Below are 18670 nucleotides of genomic sequence, written 5' to 3' on the forward strand. Positions count from 1 at the left end.
AGCTCACGCATACCGTAGCTTGATTACCCAAGTTACTGGGTTGAAGAACGTGAAAATTTAAAGAGACAGAAAGTAAAAAGGCCCCGTAGCGGGACCTTTCATTGCAGCTGACGCTGCAACCATGTTGAATCGACTCACATGGCTATGTGAATTAGTGCTTAGATTCTATCGTTAAGCTCAGCAGAAATTGGCGAGCTCTGTAAGCCTTGCTCTGCTATCCACGCTTGAAGTGTTTTGCCGTCTGATTCGGGCTCAGAAAGGTCTTTGCTTGGCATTTTCTTAACAAGCAGTGTACCTACCTCAACTGCGTTGTTCGTTAAGGCCGTGCGGATAAGGCTTTGACCACCGCATGAAACACCTGAGTAATAATCACGTAACTTTAATTTGAAGTCAGACTGTACGCGACGCATCTTCTTACGCAATTCGCCTTTGTCGTCAGCCTGAACAATAGTACAAATGTTTGCTAGTGCCTCGTTTACGTCATTTGCTTGTGCTGCGTTTGAAAAAGCTAATGTTGATGCTGCGATGACAAGAGAAGTTTTAACGATTTTCAACATGGTTAAATTTCCTTCGTTATATTTGTTTAATTAATCGGTTTGTCTGTTCGGGATTAATTAAAAAACAATCAGGTCGAATGAAAAACATTCATTCAAATAACAAGGTATATCGAATAATACGTTAGACTAAAGATGTAAGAGGTATGAAATGCGCTGTAGCCTTTAGTATTAAAGGGCGCAGGCAAACTAAGTTGAATTGCAATCGAAGATCAATAAATAGCCAAATAAAGTGCAAAAAAACAACGTTAATGCTGTTTTTTGCTTTTTGTTGAAGTTAATGCGTATTAAAAATGTACGCAATTGGCATTGTATTAATAAGAAAAGAACGAAATTAAGAAGTAAGCAGTGCTGAGGCAGTACGTTCTGTCGTGATGAGCCCATTGAGCAATTTCGATCGCAGAGCGCCTCTTATAGCGTGCAGTTTGTTGTCGCCCGCTGCAACACCCACTACAGGCTTTTCTGGCGTTGCTTTCAACTTAAAGCTCGTTACTCTCTCGTTAATATCGCAACTAATCAGCGCACCTTCTTCATTAAAGATCCAGCTTATGATGTGGAGAACGTTCAAACGGGTATTGTTCACATTGATGTTGGTGGTTTTCATCGGGCATATGAAGCCATGTATGTAGACAGAATAACGCCTGCATCCACAAATGACGATATCGCAACGTTAAAGGCTCAGGGAGTAGGGGATACTCTTTTTTTTATGCATTGAATTTTATCGACTGAACAAAAGAAAAAAGCGACCCGAGGGTCGCTTTCTAAAGTGCAGATTTCTCTGCAACCATGTTGAACTGGTTCACATGGTGTGAAACTGTTTTATAGGCGGTCGTTGATAACCGCAGCAATTGGGTTGTCTTGCAGACCGTTTTCCGCAACCCAAGCTTGAAGTGTTTTTCCATCAGCTTCAGGTGCTTCTAAATCACTTTTTGGCATTTTCTTAACAAGTAACTCGCCAGCTTCTAAAGCATTGTTTAGCAGTGCTGTACGAATTAGGCTGTTACCGCCACAGCTAATTGCTGAGTAGTAGTCTTTAAGTTTCATACGGTAGTCTGATTCGACTGAACGCATTTTCTTACGTAGTTCGCCTTTATCGTCCGCTTGAACGATAGTGCAAATATTCGCTAGTGCTTCGTTAACATCAGCCTGTGCTACGCCCGACACACCTAATGTCGCTGCGATAACAAGAGAAGTTTTAACAATTTTCAACATGGTTAATTCCTCAAGTACTTCTATGGATTGTTTGTTTGTTCGGGAGGATTAAACGACAAAAATGAAATCTTGAAAACGTTCTAAGCGATACTTAGGTATGTGGTTTTATAAGTTTATGGAGACAAAAAAGCGCCCATAACGAGCGCTGTTTGGAGAAGTGGCGTTAGTGAGGTTTATAGTTGCTCGCTACTTCCATTATTTGTTCACGCATCCACATATGAGCGTGATCATGGTCGGCGCTTACATGCCAATAAAGGAAATACTCTACAGGCGGTAAATCAAAAGGAACCTCGTACAACGCAAGATCGTAATGTTTAGCAAGGTGATACGGCAGGCACGCGATTAGGTCTGTCTTTACTATCGTACTTGGAACGGTTAAAAAATGTTGACCTCGCATAACTTCCTTGCGTCTTTTGCCCATTTTATCTAACGCAATATCTATTGGACCCACACCAGATTTACGCTGTGACACATTAATATGGCCTAATCGTAGAAAGGTATCTAAGTTAAGCCCGTTTTTAAGCGCAGGATGATTTTTACGTGCTAACACAACAAGTCTGTCTTGGGCGATTTTTTCTTTACACAAATGAGGGTCTGTAAATGTCGATGCATCTGAGTAAAAGTCCAACGTGCCCGATGCCATCGCCGAAACAACTTGGCTTCTAGGAATCTCGTAATTGGTCAACCCAATATTTGGCGCCAAATTCTGCAAACGTGAAATGAGTCGAGGCATAATGCTTACTTCAAGCAAATCACGGCTGGCAAAGTTAAAGGACTTCTCGGCTGTGAGAGGGTCGAATGTATGACTTTCTTGCACGCTTCTGCGTAGTAAGGCTAAAGCTTGTCGAGCTGGAACAATAATATTTTGCGCTACAGGGGTAGGCGTCATACTGTGGCCAGTACGAACGAACAGCGGGTCGTTAAGCATTTCTCTTAGCCTTGCTAAAGAGTTACTTACCGCTGGTTGAGTAATGCATAAGACATCTGCTGCCTTGGTTAAGCTTCCTGCCGTGTAAATGGCGTCGAATACTGCAAAAAGGTTCAAATCGATTCTATTGAGATTCATAACTAATCCTTTAAGAGCGAGTGCCCTGAAAAAAGCCAATAGATGAAGAGGCGCTAGTTTGTATCACGGTGCGTTTAATAGAAAACTGTGATCCAATGCTACATAGCATCTACGAATAATTTACGTTAGTGTAACAAGAATATTTATAAATACCTATTATTAAAAGTTAATTGAAACATTCAAGGTAATAATAGTAGTTTTATCGTCAATAAATGGAGATTGGACTGAAAAATGAAAACACTTTTAGACTTAGCAGTGGGAGATACCCTTGAACAACCTGAATGGCTGGCGGTTACGCAGGACATGATCAATCAGTTTGCAGACGCCACGGGCGATCACCAGTGGATACATTTAGATGCTGCGCGCTGTGAAAAAGAAAGTCCCTTTAAAACAACAATTGCGCACGGCTTCTTGACTGCCAGTCTCATGCCTAAAGCATTCGCTGAAGTGATTGCGCCAGACGAACGTATCGCGTCTATGATTAATTATGGCATTGATAAGTTACGTTTTCTTGAACCAGTAAAAAGTAATGATGCCGTTAAATACCGATTCAAACTTGTCGAAATCACTGAAAAGGCGCAAGGGAAGCTTTATAAAGTAGAGGCAAGTTGCTTACTTAAATCGAATGGGAACCCTGCGCTAATAGGTGGCTTTCTCATGCTCGCGGTGCTTAAGCCTTGATAGATTGTTGTTGTACGCGGTAAAAGTGGCTGTATAGACTAGTACGGCATATTGCCAAATGCGTATTTCGATGCGTGTACTACGTCGTTGTCTAGTTGATATGTCGCACCGTGTATTGCAGAATCATAATGCCACAAAATAAAAAAAGCCTGAGATGCTGGCGTTTGTTGACCTTTGATATATAGCAAAAGTCAACAGGGTCAAGTTTAGCAATCGTCAGGCTTTTACCTACACGGTCGTACTTTATCGGCAAGACCTATGTCGACAGAAACGAGTTAGTTAGACGCTTCCTCGGCACCTTCTTCAATGGCTTCTCCAGCACTTTGAATATCTTTACCGGCCCCTTCGACTGTTGCACAACCGCCTAAACTCCCAAAACTGGCTGCGAGTATAAGTACTAAAAAAGCGTGTTTAAGTGTTTTTGAATTTAACATTTCCATTTGCATCTCCGTTAGTTTCATTCTTCTGCGGGTTGCTCAGGGTTATCACCCGCTTTCACATCAGACTGCTCAGTTGATGAATTTGTATTACCTTTACTTGAACTTCTCTCATCCTGCTTTTTAAGCATGCTATTAAGCTTATCTCCCCCTTTAGCATTGAAATCCAATGTTCTGATAGGGAAAGGAATAAGAATATCGTTTTCTTCTAATACCGTTTTTACTGTACTAATCGCGTCGTGGCGTACGACCATAAATCCAGGCTCTCCTGGATATCGAATCCAAAACCACAGTAATAGGTTGATACTTGAATCGCCAAAAGACTCTGCGTATACCGCGGTTTCTTCTTTTTTAATGACATAATCTTTTTCATTCATAGCATCCGTAATAACTTTGGCGGCTTCTTCTATATCATCAGCGTAAGAAATGCCTACAGGGACCTCTATTCTTCGATAACCAAGATATGAATAATTGGTCAATATATTTCGGAAAAGAATCTTGTTGGGTATAACTTCAAGTTGACCATAAAAGGTTTCAACTAAGGTGTTTCTAAGGTTTATTTCCTTTACGTTACCAAATACACCTTCTGCCTCAATGACGTCGCCAATCTCAAAGGGTTTTCGAATTCCCATGGCCACACCGGCAATGAAGTTTTCCGTCATGTCCTGAAACGCAAAACCAATGGCCAACCCGACAATACCTGCGCCTGCAAGTAAAGAGGTAACAGTACCTTTGAGGCCAACAAAGTCTAGCGCAATGAAAATTCCCGCTATTAAAACGATAGATTTGATTATGGAGGTGAGGAGGCTTGCAATTTGTCGAGACTCAAACGTTCTGCGCATAATCTTGCCAGCAACGTTGCCGATCACTTTGGCGATAATGCCAAAGGCTATTGCAATAAAAAATGCGACAACAATGTTAGGAAGAAGCGTAATGCCGCTCTCTACCCAAGACTCTAGCTTTTCGCTGAGTAATTTATAAACCTCATCTATTTTTGGAAACTCCATAGACCTCGTGCACCTTCATATAAAGTGTTCCTGATGTTTCAAGAATCATTCCTTTCAAAATAATCTTGTAACGTATTGAAAGTTAGAGGTTATGCCTGATTTTTGAGGTGCGCGATCAATCAAGCGTAATGAATAAATTTCCCATATTGGGAAACATATTCTCAATTGGGATATGGCTAAATTCAGTGGAGAGGCTTCAATTTATCCTAAAGGATATCTGGTCAGACCATGTGTAAAATTAATGTAAACATATTATTCACAATAAATTTACAAAGGTGAAATTCAAGCATAGTATCAATTGCGTAGGTCAATATTTGTTCATGGCCTCAGACAATAACAACACGAAATCGAACAGCCTGTCGCTAGCGGAAAGTGTGGGTAGTAATGCCGGTAGTGATAAGCCCAGATTTGGAATCACACTATGAAATTTAAAACGCGTAAGACAGCAGTGGCGGCAATGGTCGGTACTGCTTTATTTTGCTCTCCTTATATCGCATCAGCCCAAGAAGCAGACGTTGAAAGTGAGCAAGAAGCTAAGAAAGACGTAGAACTCATTTTGGTTACCGGTAGTTTTGTTCGCCGTAGCGAAAACTTCGAATCTCCTTCTCCACTAGCCGTGGTAGATAGCGTGGCTATCGACGCGATTGGCGCAAAGAATATTGCGGATATTACACAAACACTCACTATTAACACGGGTGCTGAAAACAACCCGGATGCATTTACGCAAAACGCAACAGCGGGTACGTCGAATATTAACCTTCGTGGTTTAGGCGTAGCGTCTACTCTGGTTTTACTTAACAATAAGCGTCAGGTCGTTACAGCGCAACCAACGAACGAAGGCCTGAACTTCGTCGATACCAGTTCGCTTGTACCGATGATTGCCATTGATCGTATGGAAATAGTTAAAGATGGTGCGTCGGCTCTATATGGTTCGGATGCCGTTGCAGGTGTCGTTAACTTTATCACCAAACGCAATTATGACGGAGCAATGGTAAGCCTTGACTATCAAGATGGTGCGCATGGCGACAACAAAGAATACATTTTACAAGGTTTATGGGGCGCAACCGGAGATAACGGAAGCGTACTAGCGGCGATAAGCTATACCAACCGTTCGCCGCTTTTTCTCAGCGATAGACGACTAAGTCGTCCCCAAGACGATACAAGTGCTCTGGGTAACCCAGGCTCTTTCTTCTTAAATATCCCAGGTGCAGGGGCACTGCCTATTATCGACCCTTACGGATGTGAGGAGTTTGGTGGCGCACCCGATTTACTTGCGCCAAGTGGTACAGTGCCAGGTTTAGAAATTGGTTTTTGCGGTTTTGATTTCGGTAAATTCTATTCATATGTTGCCGATGAGAGCCGAACAAATGCTTATGTACGTGCAGACTACGAGTTCGATAACGATATTACATGGTCGGCTGAATTCAGTTTAGCGAGAAACCGTGCAGAACGTGGTGGAGCACCGAGCTTCCCAATTTTAACCTCTCCAATTGTTCCGGATTACCATCCGCAGAATCCATTTGGTCAGCCTGTTGCTTTCTTCGGCCGCGCTGAAGGTAACGGCTTCCCTGGTGACCCAGCTAATACCGAATCAGATACCTTTCGCTTTAGCACCAGTTTACAAGGTGTGACAGATACTGGGTTCTGGGAAGTAAGCTATACACGTGCGGTTAACGATTTTGTATTTAGGGTTCCTGACGTACTAAATACCGAGTTTCAGCTTGCGCTATACGGTCTAGGTGGCTCTAATTGTGATCCTATCGCAGGAACGCCAGGGGTAGGGGATTGCGAATTCTTCAATCCATTTGCAACGTCTTACACAACGGCACCTAACTCTGATTATGTGGTTAGCTCCTTTACGGGAACCGAAGTGATTGACTCTAAAGCGGACCTTGAAGTTTTCGAAGCGATTACATCGTTTGATGTGTTCGAAATGGGCGGTGGCTTTGCGGCGTTAGCTTTGGGTGTTCAATATCGTGAAAACCAGCTTAGCCAAGATTACGATGATCTTGCTAACCAAGACAGTTTCACATTCGTTATCGGCAACCCTGATATTGATGGTAGCCAGGATGTATGGGCAGCGTTCGGTGAACTTGCATTACCAATAAATGACGAGTTAGATGTTCAACTAGCGGTTCGTTATGAAGATTACGGCGGTACCATTGGAAGTACGGTGGATCCAAAGTTAGCGATATCGTGGCGTGCGACTGATGAGTTTTCACTTCGCGGCTCGATATCTACGTCGTTTAGAGCGCCAACAGTGTTCTTAGCACAAGGTGGCGCAACGTCGTTGCAACAGCTTATTGACCCCGTTCAAGGTGCTACGGCATTTGTGGCTGTTAGAACATCGGGTAATGAAGAGCTAAAACCCGAAGAGTCGACAGCCTATAATATTGGCTTCTCATACGAGCCTTTCAGAGACTTTTCTGTTGAAGTTGATTATTGGAATTTCGAGTTTGAAGACCTAATCATTCAAGAGAACGCGCAGGCGGTACTAAATGAAGACCCGACTAATCCAGACCGCGTTATCCGTGCTGGAGACCCGATGACTGGGCCTGTTCTTCAAGTAAATAACACGTATGTTAACGCGAGTTCTATGGAAACATCGGGTATTGATTTTGTAACCAGTTATAAAATAGAGACAGACTTCGGTAACTTTACACCTACGTTGAATGCGACCTACATCACTAAGTATGACTTGATGGACCCACAGGCAGGAAACATTGATGGTGCTGGACGCCGTAACTTCAATAACATTGGTGTGTCTTCTCCTGAATTGCGCGCGAACTTGGGACTGGCTTGGCAAAACGATATCCATGCAGCCAATATCTTCCTTCGCTATATCTCATCATATGATGATGATCAAAATTGCGCGGACGGTACTGCAAACGTGGGTGGTTGTTCAGGTGGCTTTTACGAAGTGGATAGTCACTTGACGGTAGATGCTCAATACAACATCGACTTAGGCGGCTTATATGATACAGAACAAAGTTATGTGTTGACGTTAGGCGCAATTAACATGTTCGACGAAGAGCCTCCACAGCTATTCACTAACAGCGGGTTTGACTCTAAGGTTCACGATCCACGAGGTCGTCAAATCTATGCGCGCTTAGCTATCGAGTTCTAATCTGTTAATAAGGTAGAAGTATCGCCACCCTTTGACTATAGAAGTTAAAGGGTGGCCTTTTGTAAACCTTAGCCTCCATTCCTCTTTGTGATTTTGTCTCCAATCTCTTCTAATGTTAAACCAATCGATTAAAGTATCCCGTAGTAGGTAAGGTTTTTACGTAATAATCAGTGATTGAAGGAGATAAGAATGGCGACGAAGCTGTCTGATAATGAAATTAACGAAAAATTGAAAGCGCTCAATGAACTGGTTTCCGATGACACACCATGGGAGCAAAGTGGAGACACTATCAAAAAGACGTTTATGTTTAAGAGCTTTATCCGAGCTTTTGGGTGGATGTCTCAAATTGCGATTTGGGCGGAAAAGCTAAAGCATCATCCGGAGTGGTTCAATGTTTATAATAAAGTAGAAGTAACATTGACTACGCACGACGCTGGTGGGCTCACAGAATTAGATTTTTCGTTGGCTGAAAAAATGGAAAAATTTAAATAGCTTGAATCTACGTGTGTAAATAGGAGCTGAAAATCGGTTAATTCGTATTAACTTTGTTCATGTTGGTCAATTAAACCGCTAACAGTCAGAAAAATGAAATATTTCGCATGCTGGTACTTGTGTTGCGAAAGTCCCTATGTATAATACGCACCACGTTGAAGCGAGGCATTAAATGACGCGCTTACAACAATAATTTTCTGGCGCGGGATGGAGCAGTCTGGTAGCTCGTCGGGCTCATAACCCGAAGGTCGTAGGTTCAAATCCTGCTCCCGCAACCACAGAAAATAACCAGAATTTAAAAGCATTGCAAAGGCAGGCTTTACCGTACAAGCGCGGGATGGAGCAGTCTGGTAGCTCGTCGGGCTCATAACCCGAAGGTCGTAGGTTCAAATCCTGCTCCCGCAACCAATTTGAAAACCAGAATTACAAAGCATTGCAATCGCAAGCTTTACCGTACAGTCGCGGGATGGAGCAGTCTGGTAGCTCGTCGGGCTCATAACCCGAAGGTCGTAGGTTCAAATCCTGCTCCCGCAACCACTTTAAAAACCCAGCTTTTGCTGGGTTTTTTCTTTTCAGCAAAAAAACACTTTGACTTCTTGTTTTACACGATAATCTTGAATTAATTGCTACGAATTGATAACCGCACTTCATATGTGAATGTGCTAAGTTATAGCTGTCGCACCATTAGAAATTAGATTAATAGGTAGTATGGCCGCGTTATGATATCCCGTTTTTTTACTTTTGAAGAACACGCCACCTTAATAGAAGGTGCTTATCATGTTCCTTTGGTCATTCTATCGCTTATGGTGGCTGTGTTTGCTTCATATATGGCGTTTAATGTGGCAGGGCAAGCCGCGATCACCGAACACAAACTTCGACGAAATACCTTATTAGGCACCGGCAGCGTTGCATTAGGCGGTGGTATTTGGTCTATGCATTTCTTAGGGATGACCGCTTTTGATTTATGTCTGCCCGTTGACTATGATCCACTCATTACTGGGCTCTCTGCCGTTCCCGGGTTTGCCGCTGCTTGGGTGGCGCTTCACCTTTTAACTAAGTCCCGTATTAGCCTCGCTGAAATAATGATAGGCGGTGTACTGGTAGGTGCCGGTATTGGCACCATGCACTATAGTGGTATGGCCGCTATGGAAATGGCACCGCTTCTTCGTTATGACCTCGGTATGTTTGCTCTTTCTATTGTAGTCGCTGTGTGTTTAGCCATGCTGTCACTCTGGATTAAGTTTGGTATTACTGCTGCGACTAAAGCTAAGAGACTGTTAGGTAAACATGTATTGCTAGCCAGTATTATTATGGGCTTGGCCATTTCTGGTATGCACTATACCGGTATGGCAGCTGCTAGGTTCGTGTTACCACCTGGCATGGAAACTTCCGGTCAGTCCTCAGATATAGCGGTTTTCCTCGCTATTTCCATTGCTATTGTTACTTTGATACTCATCACTATGGTACTGGGCATTAGCTTGCTCTTTAAATACCGCGATGTAATGGTTCGTGCCATCGAGAGTGAGCGCATTCAAAGCGCGATAACAGATACTGCTGTCGATGCTATCCTTACTGTAGATGATAAAGGTATTATCAAAACCGCGAATCCTGCTGTTGAACGTATCTATGGTTACACTCAGCAAGAAATTATCGGTATGCACGCGCTCGACATTGTGACGCCTGAGAGACGCCACTTATACGGTGATGACTTTTTTAGTCAGCGGGTAGTACCAACAGAACAAATTATTGGCGCTGGCAGGGAAGTTGAAGTTTTACGTAAAGATGGCGAGAGAATACCCGTTAGTGTAGGGGTAGGTTATGCAAAAGTTGAAGGGAAGCCTGTTTTCGTGGCGTTTGCTTCTGATTTGCGTAAACGCAAAGAAATGGAAGATGCTTTGCGTGAAAGTGAGGCTAAGTTTAGAAGCCTTATTTCAAACATTCCCGGTATGGCGTATCGCTGCTTGAATATGCCAGGCTGGCCTATGGTATTTATCAGTGACGCTGTATTAGAGGTCACTGGCTACCCGCCGGAGGATTTTACTTTACCTAATCCGAAACGCTCATTTGCTGATCTCTACCATCCTGAGGATGCTGAACGTCTCTCTACCATAAGCCCTGAGGTAGGAGAATTTTCACATGAATATAGAATTATTGCGAAATCTGGCGAAGTTAAGTGGGTTACAGAGCATGGCGTTCAGGTTAAAGATGACGAAGGCATGGTACTGTATGTCGACGGCTTCATATCTGACATTACGCACAGAAAAGTCATGGAAAATGAGCTAAAAGCAGCAAAGGAAAAAGCTGAACAAGCCGCCGCCGCACGTACTGCTTTTCTAGCGAATATGAGCCACGAAATTAGAACGCCAATGAATGCAATTATTGGTTTTAGTGACTTGATGTTAGGCGAGTCGCTTCGGGAAGAGCAGAAATCCCACCTTACTACCATTAATCGCTCTGCTCGTTCATTACTCCACCTTCTTAACGACATCCTCGATAGTGCTAAGCTAGATAAAGGAAAGCTCGACTTGGATTATCGCGATTTTCTTATTCGCGAAGAGTTAGATTTGGTCATTTCTACATTTTGGTTAGAAGCTAAACGCAAGAAAGTTGGACTTGTACTCAATGTGGACGATTCAGTAGCTAATGGGTATAGAGGCGTACCCGAGCGCATGCGTCAGGTACTCAACAACCTTATTGGTAACGCAGTTAAATTTACCCACGAAGGTGAGGTGACAATTAACGTAAAAAGCGACGATAAATTTGTGTACTTTGATGTGTCAGATACGGGTATTGGCATGACGCAAGAGCAAGTGGAACGCGTATTCGATCCATTTACGCAAGCCGATGCGTCAATGAGTAGAAAATACGGTGGCACGGGGCTTGGCACTACTATTTCCAAGCAGTTGGTCGAACTGATGGGCGGGAGTATTTTCGCACGCAGTGAAAAAGGCAAAGGCACAACATTTACATTTAGACTTCCGCTGAAAGTTGTGGAAATAGATGAGCATATTTCGAGTGACACAACGTCAAAAGCTACGCGAATAGAAACCACATTAAATGTACTTGTTGTCGATGACGTCCAACAAAATCTAGAGCTTCTTTCATTGTTATTGAAGCGGGCTGGTCATAATGTAGATACCGCAACTGATGGTTTGATTGCATTTGAGAAAATGCAATCACAGTCATATGATGTTGTGCTAATGGATTTACAGATGCCCAAGCTAGACGGTTTGGAAGCAGCCAAACAGCGTCGAGAATTTGAAAAGGAAAATAGCTTACCTCCTACGCCCATTGTTGCGCTGACAGCTAGCGTATTGGTGCAAGATAAGCATGCTGCACAGCAAGCAGGCATGGAAGGCTTTGCCAACAAGCCAGTCGATTTTGCACAGCTGATGGAAGAGGTGGCTCGCGTACTCAATATAGATACAAACGTGATAGATAATGCCAAGGAAAATCCAGTAATTGGCACATCTGAATCATCGCATAAAGTCGATAAAAATGTATTGGATTTGAAAAAAGCGGTGGATTTGTGGGGAAGTGAAGAAGCCATCTTACAAGAAGTTGATAAATTCTCATCAACATGCAGAGATAAGATAGATGAGCTAATGGGAGCGGCTATTCGTGAAGATTACAAAGCTGTCGCTACGCTGTCCCACGGATTGAAAGGAACGTCAGGTAACCTCTGTTTAACCACTTTTTACCATACCACCAGAGAAATTGAAGCGCAGGCTTTAAAATCGACAGTGAATATTGAAGAGATCAATCGTCTTCGCGATGCGCTAGAAAGAATCGAATTAATGCTAAGTGAATCGCCACTGTACGCCGAGAATGCAATTAATGAAAGTATCGACAATGCGTTGCTGCTTAGTCATCTGGAAGCTATGCTCGATAGTGTAGAGCAAAACATGGTAGATGAAGATGAATTGTCATTTTTACGCGAGGTTGGGTGTTCTAGTCACAAAGAACAGATAACTCAAATTCTCTTAGATATCGATGATTTTGAGTTCGAGTTGGCGCATGAGCGCATCTCTACATTGATACAAGAATTAAAGTAGCCAAGAGACGCGGCATGTTAAATATTGAAATCACAAAACCTACTTTATTACTCGTTGACGATGAGCCAGTAAACCTAAGGGTTTTAAAGCAACTTCTCGCTAATGATTATCAGCTTATTTTTGCGAGAAATGGCGAAGAAGCGTTAAAGCTCACTGAGACTAGACAGCCAAATTTGATATTGCTTGACGTTATGATGCCAGGACTGACGGGTTTTGAAGTATGCCGCCAGCTTAAACAGCAAGCAGATACAAGGCACATTCCCGTTATATTCGTCACCGCCTTAAATGATGAACACGAAGAAACGGAAGGCTTCGAAGCGGGCGCTGTGGACTACATTACTAAGCCTATATCTCCGGCCATCGTAAAAGCGCGGGTTAAAACCCACCTCAGTTTGGTGCAAGCTGACGAGCTACTTGATAGCCGTTTACAAGTTGTACAGCGTTTAGGTAGAGCGGCGGAATATAAAGACAATGAGACGGGGATGCATGTCATGCGCATGAGCCATTATTCGAAAGAGCTTGCGCTTGCCTATGGACTTACAGATAAACAGGCTGAAATTCTGCTTCATGCTGCACCGATGCACGACATCGGCAAAATTGGTATTGCTGATAGTATAATGTTGAAACCAGGGAAGCTGACAGACGAAGAGTTTGCCACCATGAAAAACCACCCTGAGATTGGTGCGGAAATCATTGGTGATTGCGGCGATTCTTTGTTGTTGAAAGTTGCAAAGTCTGTTTCGCTTACCCACCATGAAAAATGGGACGGGTCAGGCTATCCTAAAGGGCTTGCGGGTGAAGATATTCCCATTGAGGGGCGTATTTGCGCCATTGCTGATGTGTTCGATGCCTTAACCAGCAAACGTCCTTATAAAGACGCCTGGAGTATTGAAAAAACGGTAGATTTTCTTCAAAGCCAAAAGGGAAAGCATTTCGAACCCAGACTTGTCGATTTGATGATAGAAATTATGCCTAAAATTCTTGATATTAAAGCGACATTTAAAGACGAAGACTAAGTCTGCTGGACTAAACGGCAATTAAAATACTTTCATGCAGGCCGAATTTTACACAGAAAAAATCGATACCCTCCAGTGTGTGCGCCTATTGGCTGTTGCTTAATGCGACGGCTATACGTATAATGTGCTCATTAAGTGATGAGAGCGGGCTCCCTCAGTACAGGAAAGTAACGCACTTATCATTAGCAAGCTATCACCTAACGGTGGTTTTACCCATAGGTTTGCAACTGCCCTTGTTGGCAGGTATGGGTTCAGAATTTTAATAAAAGCCCCGCTAGTCCGGGGCTTTTTGTTGTATTAAAACCTGGAGTCAGCCTCGCTGAGCCGGGTGATGACAGGTGGGCTTTAGGCCCTTTTTTCGTTTTTGGAGGTTTGCATTGGCAAAACTTGAAGAGAAACTAACCGAAATGCTAGAGCCAGGTGTTGAAGCACTGGGTTTTGAGTTGGTTGGGATCGAGTTTGTACGAGCGGGGAAGCATTCTATTCTTCGCGTTTTTATTGATCATGAAAACGGTATTACCGTTGATGATTGTGCAGATGTAAGTCATCAGGTTAGCGCAATTTTGGACGTTGAAGATCCAATTAGCACTGAATACAACTTGGAAGTGTCATCACCGGGTATGGACAGACCGCTTTTCAAAGAGAAGCACTATATCGAGTCTGTGGGTGAAGTGGTTCAAATTCGTTTGTCTATGCCAATGGATGACAGACGTAATTTTAAAGGCAAAGTACTCGCGTGCGAAAATGGCATCGTAAGTATTGAAGTGGATGGCCAGCAGTTCCAGTTAGCTGTGGCGAATATCGAAAAAGGTAACGTTGTTCCCACGTTCGATTAACGGAACAGCTCTGCTTTCATCGACGAAAGCAAAAGAGAGGCGAAAATGAATAAAGAAATTTTGTTAGTGGCGGAAGCCGTTTCAAATGAAAAACAAGTGCCTAGAGAGAAAATTTTTGAAGCGCTAGAGTTTGCGATCGCTAGTGCAACAAAAAAGAAAAACGAAGGCGAAATTGAAGTTCGTGTAAGCATCGACAGAACGTCTGGTGACTTTGATACATTCCGTCGCTGGTTGGTTATCCCTGATGATCAAGAACAGGAAAACCCATTTGCTGAAATTACGATTTCTGCTGCACAAATCGACGAACCAGAGATACAACTCGGCGATTATGTGGAAGAACAGATTGAATCTATTAAATTCGACCGCATAACTACGCAGACCGCAAAGCAAGTGATTGTACAAAAAGTACGTGAAGCTGAGCGTCAGCAAATGATTGCTGAGTACGAAGACAAAGTAGGTGAGCTGGTTACAGGTACGGTTAAGAAAGTAAACCGCGACAACATCATCATCGACTTAGGTAACAACGCTGAAGGTGTTATCTACCGCGATGACATGCTTCCTCGTGAAACTTTCCGTCCGGGCGACCGTGTACGTGGCCTTCTTTACGTTATTCGTCCAGAAGCACGTGGCGCACAGCTATTTATTAGCCGTACGCACCCAGACATGCTAGTTGAGCTTTTCCGTCTGGAAGTACCAGAAATTGCGGAAGAGACACTAGAAATTAAATCTGCAGCGCGTGACCCAGGTTCTCGTGCAAAGATTGCGGTTAAAACTAATGACAAACGCTTAGACCCGGTTGGTGCGTGCGTTGGTATGCGTGGTTCACGTGTACAAGCCGTATCAGGGGAACTTGGCGGTGAACGTGTTGATATCGTGTTATGGGACGAAAACCCAGCGCAATTCGTTATCAATGCTATGGCTCCCGCCGAAGTGGCGTCAATCGTTGTTGATGAAGACAGCAACAGCATGGACGTAGCGGTTGAAGCAGACAACCTAGCACAGGCGATTGGCCGTAGTGGTCAAAACGTTCGCCTAGCTAGCCAGCTTACAGGCTGGGAACTTAACGTGATGACGGTTGAAGATCTCAACAAGAAGCACGAAGAAGAAAACGCGAAGGTACTTGATCTATTTACTGCTGGTTTGGACATTGACGAAGAATTCGCGTCTGTCTTGGTAGATGAAGGCTTTACAACGTTAGAAGAAGTGGCATATGTGCCTGCAAGTGAGCTTCTAGCGGTTGAAGGGTTAGATGAAGAAATGGTTGAAGAGCTGCGCAACAGAGCGCGCGCTTTCCTAACCACGCGTGCACTGGCGAACGAAGAATCGCTTGAAGGTGCAGAGCCTACAGAAGCCTTATTAAATCTTGAAGGTATGAGTAAACACGTGGCCTATGTGTTGGCCAGCCGCGGTGTTACCGACCTGGAAGAATTAGCAGAACAAGGTACCGATGATATCAGTGATATCGATGAACTAGACGAAGAGAAAGCCGGTGCGTTAATCATGGCGGCTCGTAATATCGTATGGTTCAGTGAAGAAGAGTAAGGTCAACAGGGGGAAAATTACGTAATGGCAGATGTATCTATTGAAAAGCTCGCCAGCGACATTGGTACGACCGTTGACCGATTGGTTGGCCAGTTTAAAGACGCGGGTATCACTAAGAATGCCGGCGATCAGGTAAACGAAGACGAGAAACAAAAACTATTGGATCATTTAAGTAAGCAACACGGCAGCGCAGCTGAACCGACACGTATGACACTTAAGCGTAAGACAACCAGCACGCTAAGTGTTGGTAAGTCTAAAGAAGTGAAAGTAGAAGTACGTAAAAAGCGCACTTACGTTAAGCGTAGCGATGTTGAAGAACAGCAGCGTCAAGCGGAAGAAGAGGCGAAGCGTCTTGAAGAAGAAGCACGTCTGAAGCGCGAAGCGGAAGAAAAAGCAGCAGCTGAAGCGAAAAAAGCCGCTGAAGAGAAAGCACGTAAAGCTGAAGAAGCTAAGAAAGCTGCTGAAGAAGAGCGTGCTCGTCGTGCGGAACAAGCGAAAAAAGAAGCTGAAGCACGTAAGGCCGACGAACCTGAGCTAACTGAAGCTGAAAAAGCGGAAGCTGAAGCGGCTCGTCAGGAAGAAGAACGTCTGCGCAAAGCGCAAGAAGAAGAAGCGCAGAAGAAGCTTGAAGAAGACGCGAAGAAAGCGGCTGATGAAGCGCGCAAACTTGCTGAAGAGAACGAGCGTCGCTGGAAGGAAGAAGAAGAGCGTCGTAAGAAAGAAGAAGCTGAAGAAGTTCACTTGCACTCTAACCGTTATGCTCAAGAAGCTGAAGACGAAGAAGACATGCAGGTTGAGCGTTCATCGCGCCGTCGTCGTAAGTCGAAGAAAAATGCGGGTGAGCATCTTAAGCAAGGCTTTAACAAGCCAGCTGCACCTGTAGAGCGTGTAGTTAAGCTTGGCGCAACCATCACAGTTGGCGAACTTGCAAGTAAACTTGCAATTAAGTCTAACGAAGTTATCAAAACGATGATGAAGATGGGCGAAATGGCAACCATTAACCAAGTACTAGACCAAGATACAGCGGTACTAGTAATTGAAGAAATGGGTCATAAGTACGAACTTGTTAACGACAACGCACTTGAAGACGAGTTATTGGCAGATGGCACTGGCGGTGAAAAAACCACACGTGCACCTGTTGTAACCATCATGGGTCACGTTGACCACGGTAAAACGTCATTGCTTGACTACATTCGTCGCGCGAAAGTTGCAGACGGTGAAGCCGGTGGTATTACCCAGCACATTGGTGCATATAAAGTAGAAACAGAAAATGGCGAAATCACGTTCCTAGATACACCTGGACACGCCGCATTTACCGCAATGCGTGCTCGTGGTGCTACGGCGACGGATATCGTTATTCTTGTAGTTGCTGCAGATGACGGCGTAATGCCTCAAACGAAAGAAGCGGTACAGCACGCTCGCGCTGCTGGCGTACCTCTTATTGTTGCAGTGAACAAAATGGATAAAGAAACAGCTGACCCTGATCGCGTTAAAACTGAGCTATCTCAACTAGAAGTTATCTCAGAAGAGTGGGGTGGTGAGCACCAGTTCTGTAACGTTTCTGCGAAAACAGGTATGGGCGTAGACGAACTGCTTGAAGCTATCGTTCTACAAGCTGAAGTTCTAGACCTTAAAGCAGTAGCTGAAGGCCCAGGTCGCGGTATTGTTATTGAATCTCGCCTTGATAAAGGCCGTGGTCCAGTAGCATCTGTATTGGTTCAAGAAGGGCAATTACGCGCTGGTGACATTCTACTTTGTGGTGAAGAATACGGCCGTGTTCGTGCAATGCGTGACGAAAACGGTAATGAAATTAAGATTGCTGGTCCTTCTACGCCTGTGGAAGTACTTGGTCTGTCTGGTGTTCCGGTAGCGGGTGAAGACGCAGCCGTTGTTAAAGACGAGCGTAAAGCGCGTGAAGTAGCAGCGAAACGTCATCAGAAGAAACGTGAACTTAAACTTGCTCGTCAGCAGAAAGCGAAACTTGAAAACATGTTTGCGAACATGGAATCAGGTGACGTTAGCGAACTTAACATCGTACTTAAAGCTGACGTACAGGGTTCTGTAGAAGCAATTTCTGAATCACTTGTTAAGCTTTCTACTTCTGAAGTAAAAGTGAACATTGTAGGTAGTGGTGTAGGTGGTATCACTGAGACTGACGCAACCCTTGCGGCTGCATCAGGCGCTATCGTACTAGGCTTTAACGTTCGTGCCGATGCAACAGCGCGTCGCGTACTAGAAGCTGAAGAAATTGATTTACGTTACTACAGCGTTATCTATAACCTAATTGACGAAGTGAAAGCGGCCATGAGTGGTATGCTTGCACCAGAATTCAAGCAGGAAATCATTGGTCTTGCAGAAGTACGTGACGTATTTAAGTCACCGAAACTGGGCGCAATTGCGGGCTGTATGGTTACTGAAGGTAACGTTAAGCGTAGCAACCCAATCCGTGTACTTCGCGACAACGTAGTAATTTACGAAGGTGAACTAGAGTCACTGCGTCGCTTTAAAGATGACGTACAAGAAGTACGTAACGGTATGGAATGTGGTATCGGCGTTAAGAACTACAACGACGTGAAAGTAGGCGACCAAATCGAGGTCTTCGAAATCGTTGAGGTTAAGCGCGAAATTTAATTGCCTTAGTTAAT

At 44.0% G+C, this 18670-nt stretch carries 14 protein-coding genes and 3 tRNA genes; 11 read left to right on the forward strand and 6 right to left on the reverse strand.

The window, feature by feature from the left end; genetic code table 11:
- Positions 1-158 precede the first annotated feature (158 nt).
- The 4 genes from MHM99_RS13280 to MHM99_RS13295 form a co-directional block, all read right to left on the reverse strand.
- Positions 159-557, reverse strand: a complete 399-nt coding sequence (locus tag MHM99_RS13280; protein WP_014949235.1) for a DUF3718 domain-containing protein — start codon at positions 555-557, stop codon at positions 159-161.
- A 331-nt stretch (positions 558-888) separates the two neighbouring features.
- On the reverse strand, positions 889-1122 hold the full coding sequence (locus MHM99_RS13285) for a sugar-binding domain-containing protein (RefSeq protein WP_311135867.1): 234 nt from the start codon (positions 1120-1122) through the stop codon (positions 889-891).
- Between the two features lie 251 nt (positions 1123-1373).
- Positions 1374-1766 carry a DUF3718 domain-containing protein gene (locus tag MHM99_RS13290; protein WP_014949240.1) on the reverse strand — a complete coding sequence of 131 codons (393 nt, stop codon included), beginning with the start codon at positions 1764-1766 and terminating at the stop codon, positions 1374-1376.
- Positions 1767-1929: 163 nt separating this feature from the next.
- A complete protein-coding gene (locus MHM99_RS13295; RefSeq protein WP_014949246.1) occupies positions 1930-2832 on the reverse strand; it encodes a LysR family transcriptional regulator in 903 nt (300 codons plus the stop codon).
- A gap of 231 nt (positions 2833-3063) precedes the next feature.
- Between MHM99_RS13295 and MHM99_RS13300 the strand changes: the two genes are divergently transcribed.
- Positions 3064-3513 carry a MaoC family dehydratase gene (locus MHM99_RS13300; protein ID WP_049586644.1) on the forward strand — a complete coding sequence of 150 codons (450 nt, stop codon included), beginning with the start codon at positions 3064-3066 and terminating at the stop codon, positions 3511-3513.
- Between the two features lie 275 nt (positions 3514-3788).
- Here MHM99_RS13300 and MHM99_RS13305 read toward each other — a convergent pair whose 3' ends face one another.
- On the reverse strand, positions 3789-3953 hold the full coding sequence (locus MHM99_RS13305; RefSeq protein ID WP_014949248.1) for an entericidin A/B family lipoprotein: 165 nt from the start codon (positions 3951-3953) through the stop codon (positions 3789-3791).
- 17 nt (positions 3954-3970) lie between these two features.
- Positions 3971-4957 carry a mechanosensitive ion channel family protein gene (locus MHM99_RS13310; protein ID WP_168463577.1) on the reverse strand — a complete coding sequence of 329 codons (987 nt, stop codon included), beginning with the start codon at positions 4955-4957 and terminating at the stop codon, positions 3971-3973.
- Positions 4958-5378: 421 nt separating this feature from the next.
- Between MHM99_RS13310 and MHM99_RS13315 the strand changes: the two genes are divergently transcribed.
- The 10 genes from MHM99_RS13315 to infB all read left to right on the forward strand — a co-directional run bounded on the left by MHM99_RS13315 (position 5379) and on the right by infB (position 18656).
- On the forward strand, positions 5379-8084 hold the full coding sequence (locus tag MHM99_RS13315) for a TonB-dependent receptor (protein ID WP_239219694.1): 2706 nt from the start codon (positions 5379-5381) through the stop codon (positions 8082-8084).
- 189 nt (positions 8085-8273) lie between these two features.
- The gene (locus MHM99_RS13320) at positions 8274-8576 is read left to right on the forward strand and encodes a 4a-hydroxytetrahydrobiopterin dehydratase (RefSeq protein ID WP_014949251.1); all 303 of its coding nucleotides are present in this window, start codon (positions 8274-8276) and stop codon (positions 8574-8576) included.
- Between the two features lie 201 nt (positions 8577-8777).
- Positions 8778-8854: transfer RNA gene (locus MHM99_RS13325), tRNA-Met, on the forward strand.
- Between the two features lie 53 nt (positions 8855-8907).
- Positions 8908-8984, forward strand: a tRNA-Met gene (locus tag MHM99_RS13330).
- Between the two features lie 52 nt (positions 8985-9036).
- Positions 9037-9113 (forward strand) — tRNA-Met (locus MHM99_RS13335).
- A gap of 182 nt (positions 9114-9295) precedes the next feature.
- Complete coding sequence (locus MHM99_RS13340) at positions 9296-12631, forward strand: MHYT domain-containing protein (protein WP_239219695.1); 3336 nt, start codon at positions 9296-9298, stop codon at positions 12629-12631.
- A 14-nt stretch (positions 12632-12645) separates the two neighbouring features.
- Positions 12646-13647: a two-component system response regulator gene (locus tag MHM99_RS13345; protein WP_014976349.1), complete on the forward strand. Its 1002-nt coding sequence runs from the start codon at positions 12646-12648 to the stop codon at positions 13645-13647.
- Positions 13648-14024: 377 nt separating this feature from the next.
- Positions 14025-14483, forward strand: coding sequence for a ribosome maturation factor RimP (gene rimP, locus MHM99_RS13350; protein ID WP_014949254.1), 459 nt, complete (start codon positions 14025-14027; stop codon positions 14481-14483).
- 45 nt (positions 14484-14528) lie between these two features.
- Positions 14529-16025, forward strand: coding sequence for a transcription termination factor NusA (gene nusA / locus MHM99_RS13355; protein WP_014949255.1), 1497 nt, complete (start codon positions 14529-14531; stop codon positions 16023-16025).
- A gap of 24 nt (positions 16026-16049) precedes the next feature.
- Entirely contained in the window at positions 16050-18656 is a 2607-nt protein-coding gene (gene infB / locus MHM99_RS13360) for a translation initiation factor IF-2 (protein WP_014949256.1), read from the forward strand.
- Positions 18657-18670: the final 14 nt, after the last annotated feature.

Origin of the sequence: Alteromonas sp. MmMcT2-2, from assembly GCF_022348305.1 — a bacterium.
Classification (GTDB): domain Bacteria; phylum Pseudomonadota; class Gammaproteobacteria; order Enterobacterales; family Alteromonadaceae; genus Alteromonas; species Alteromonas macleodii.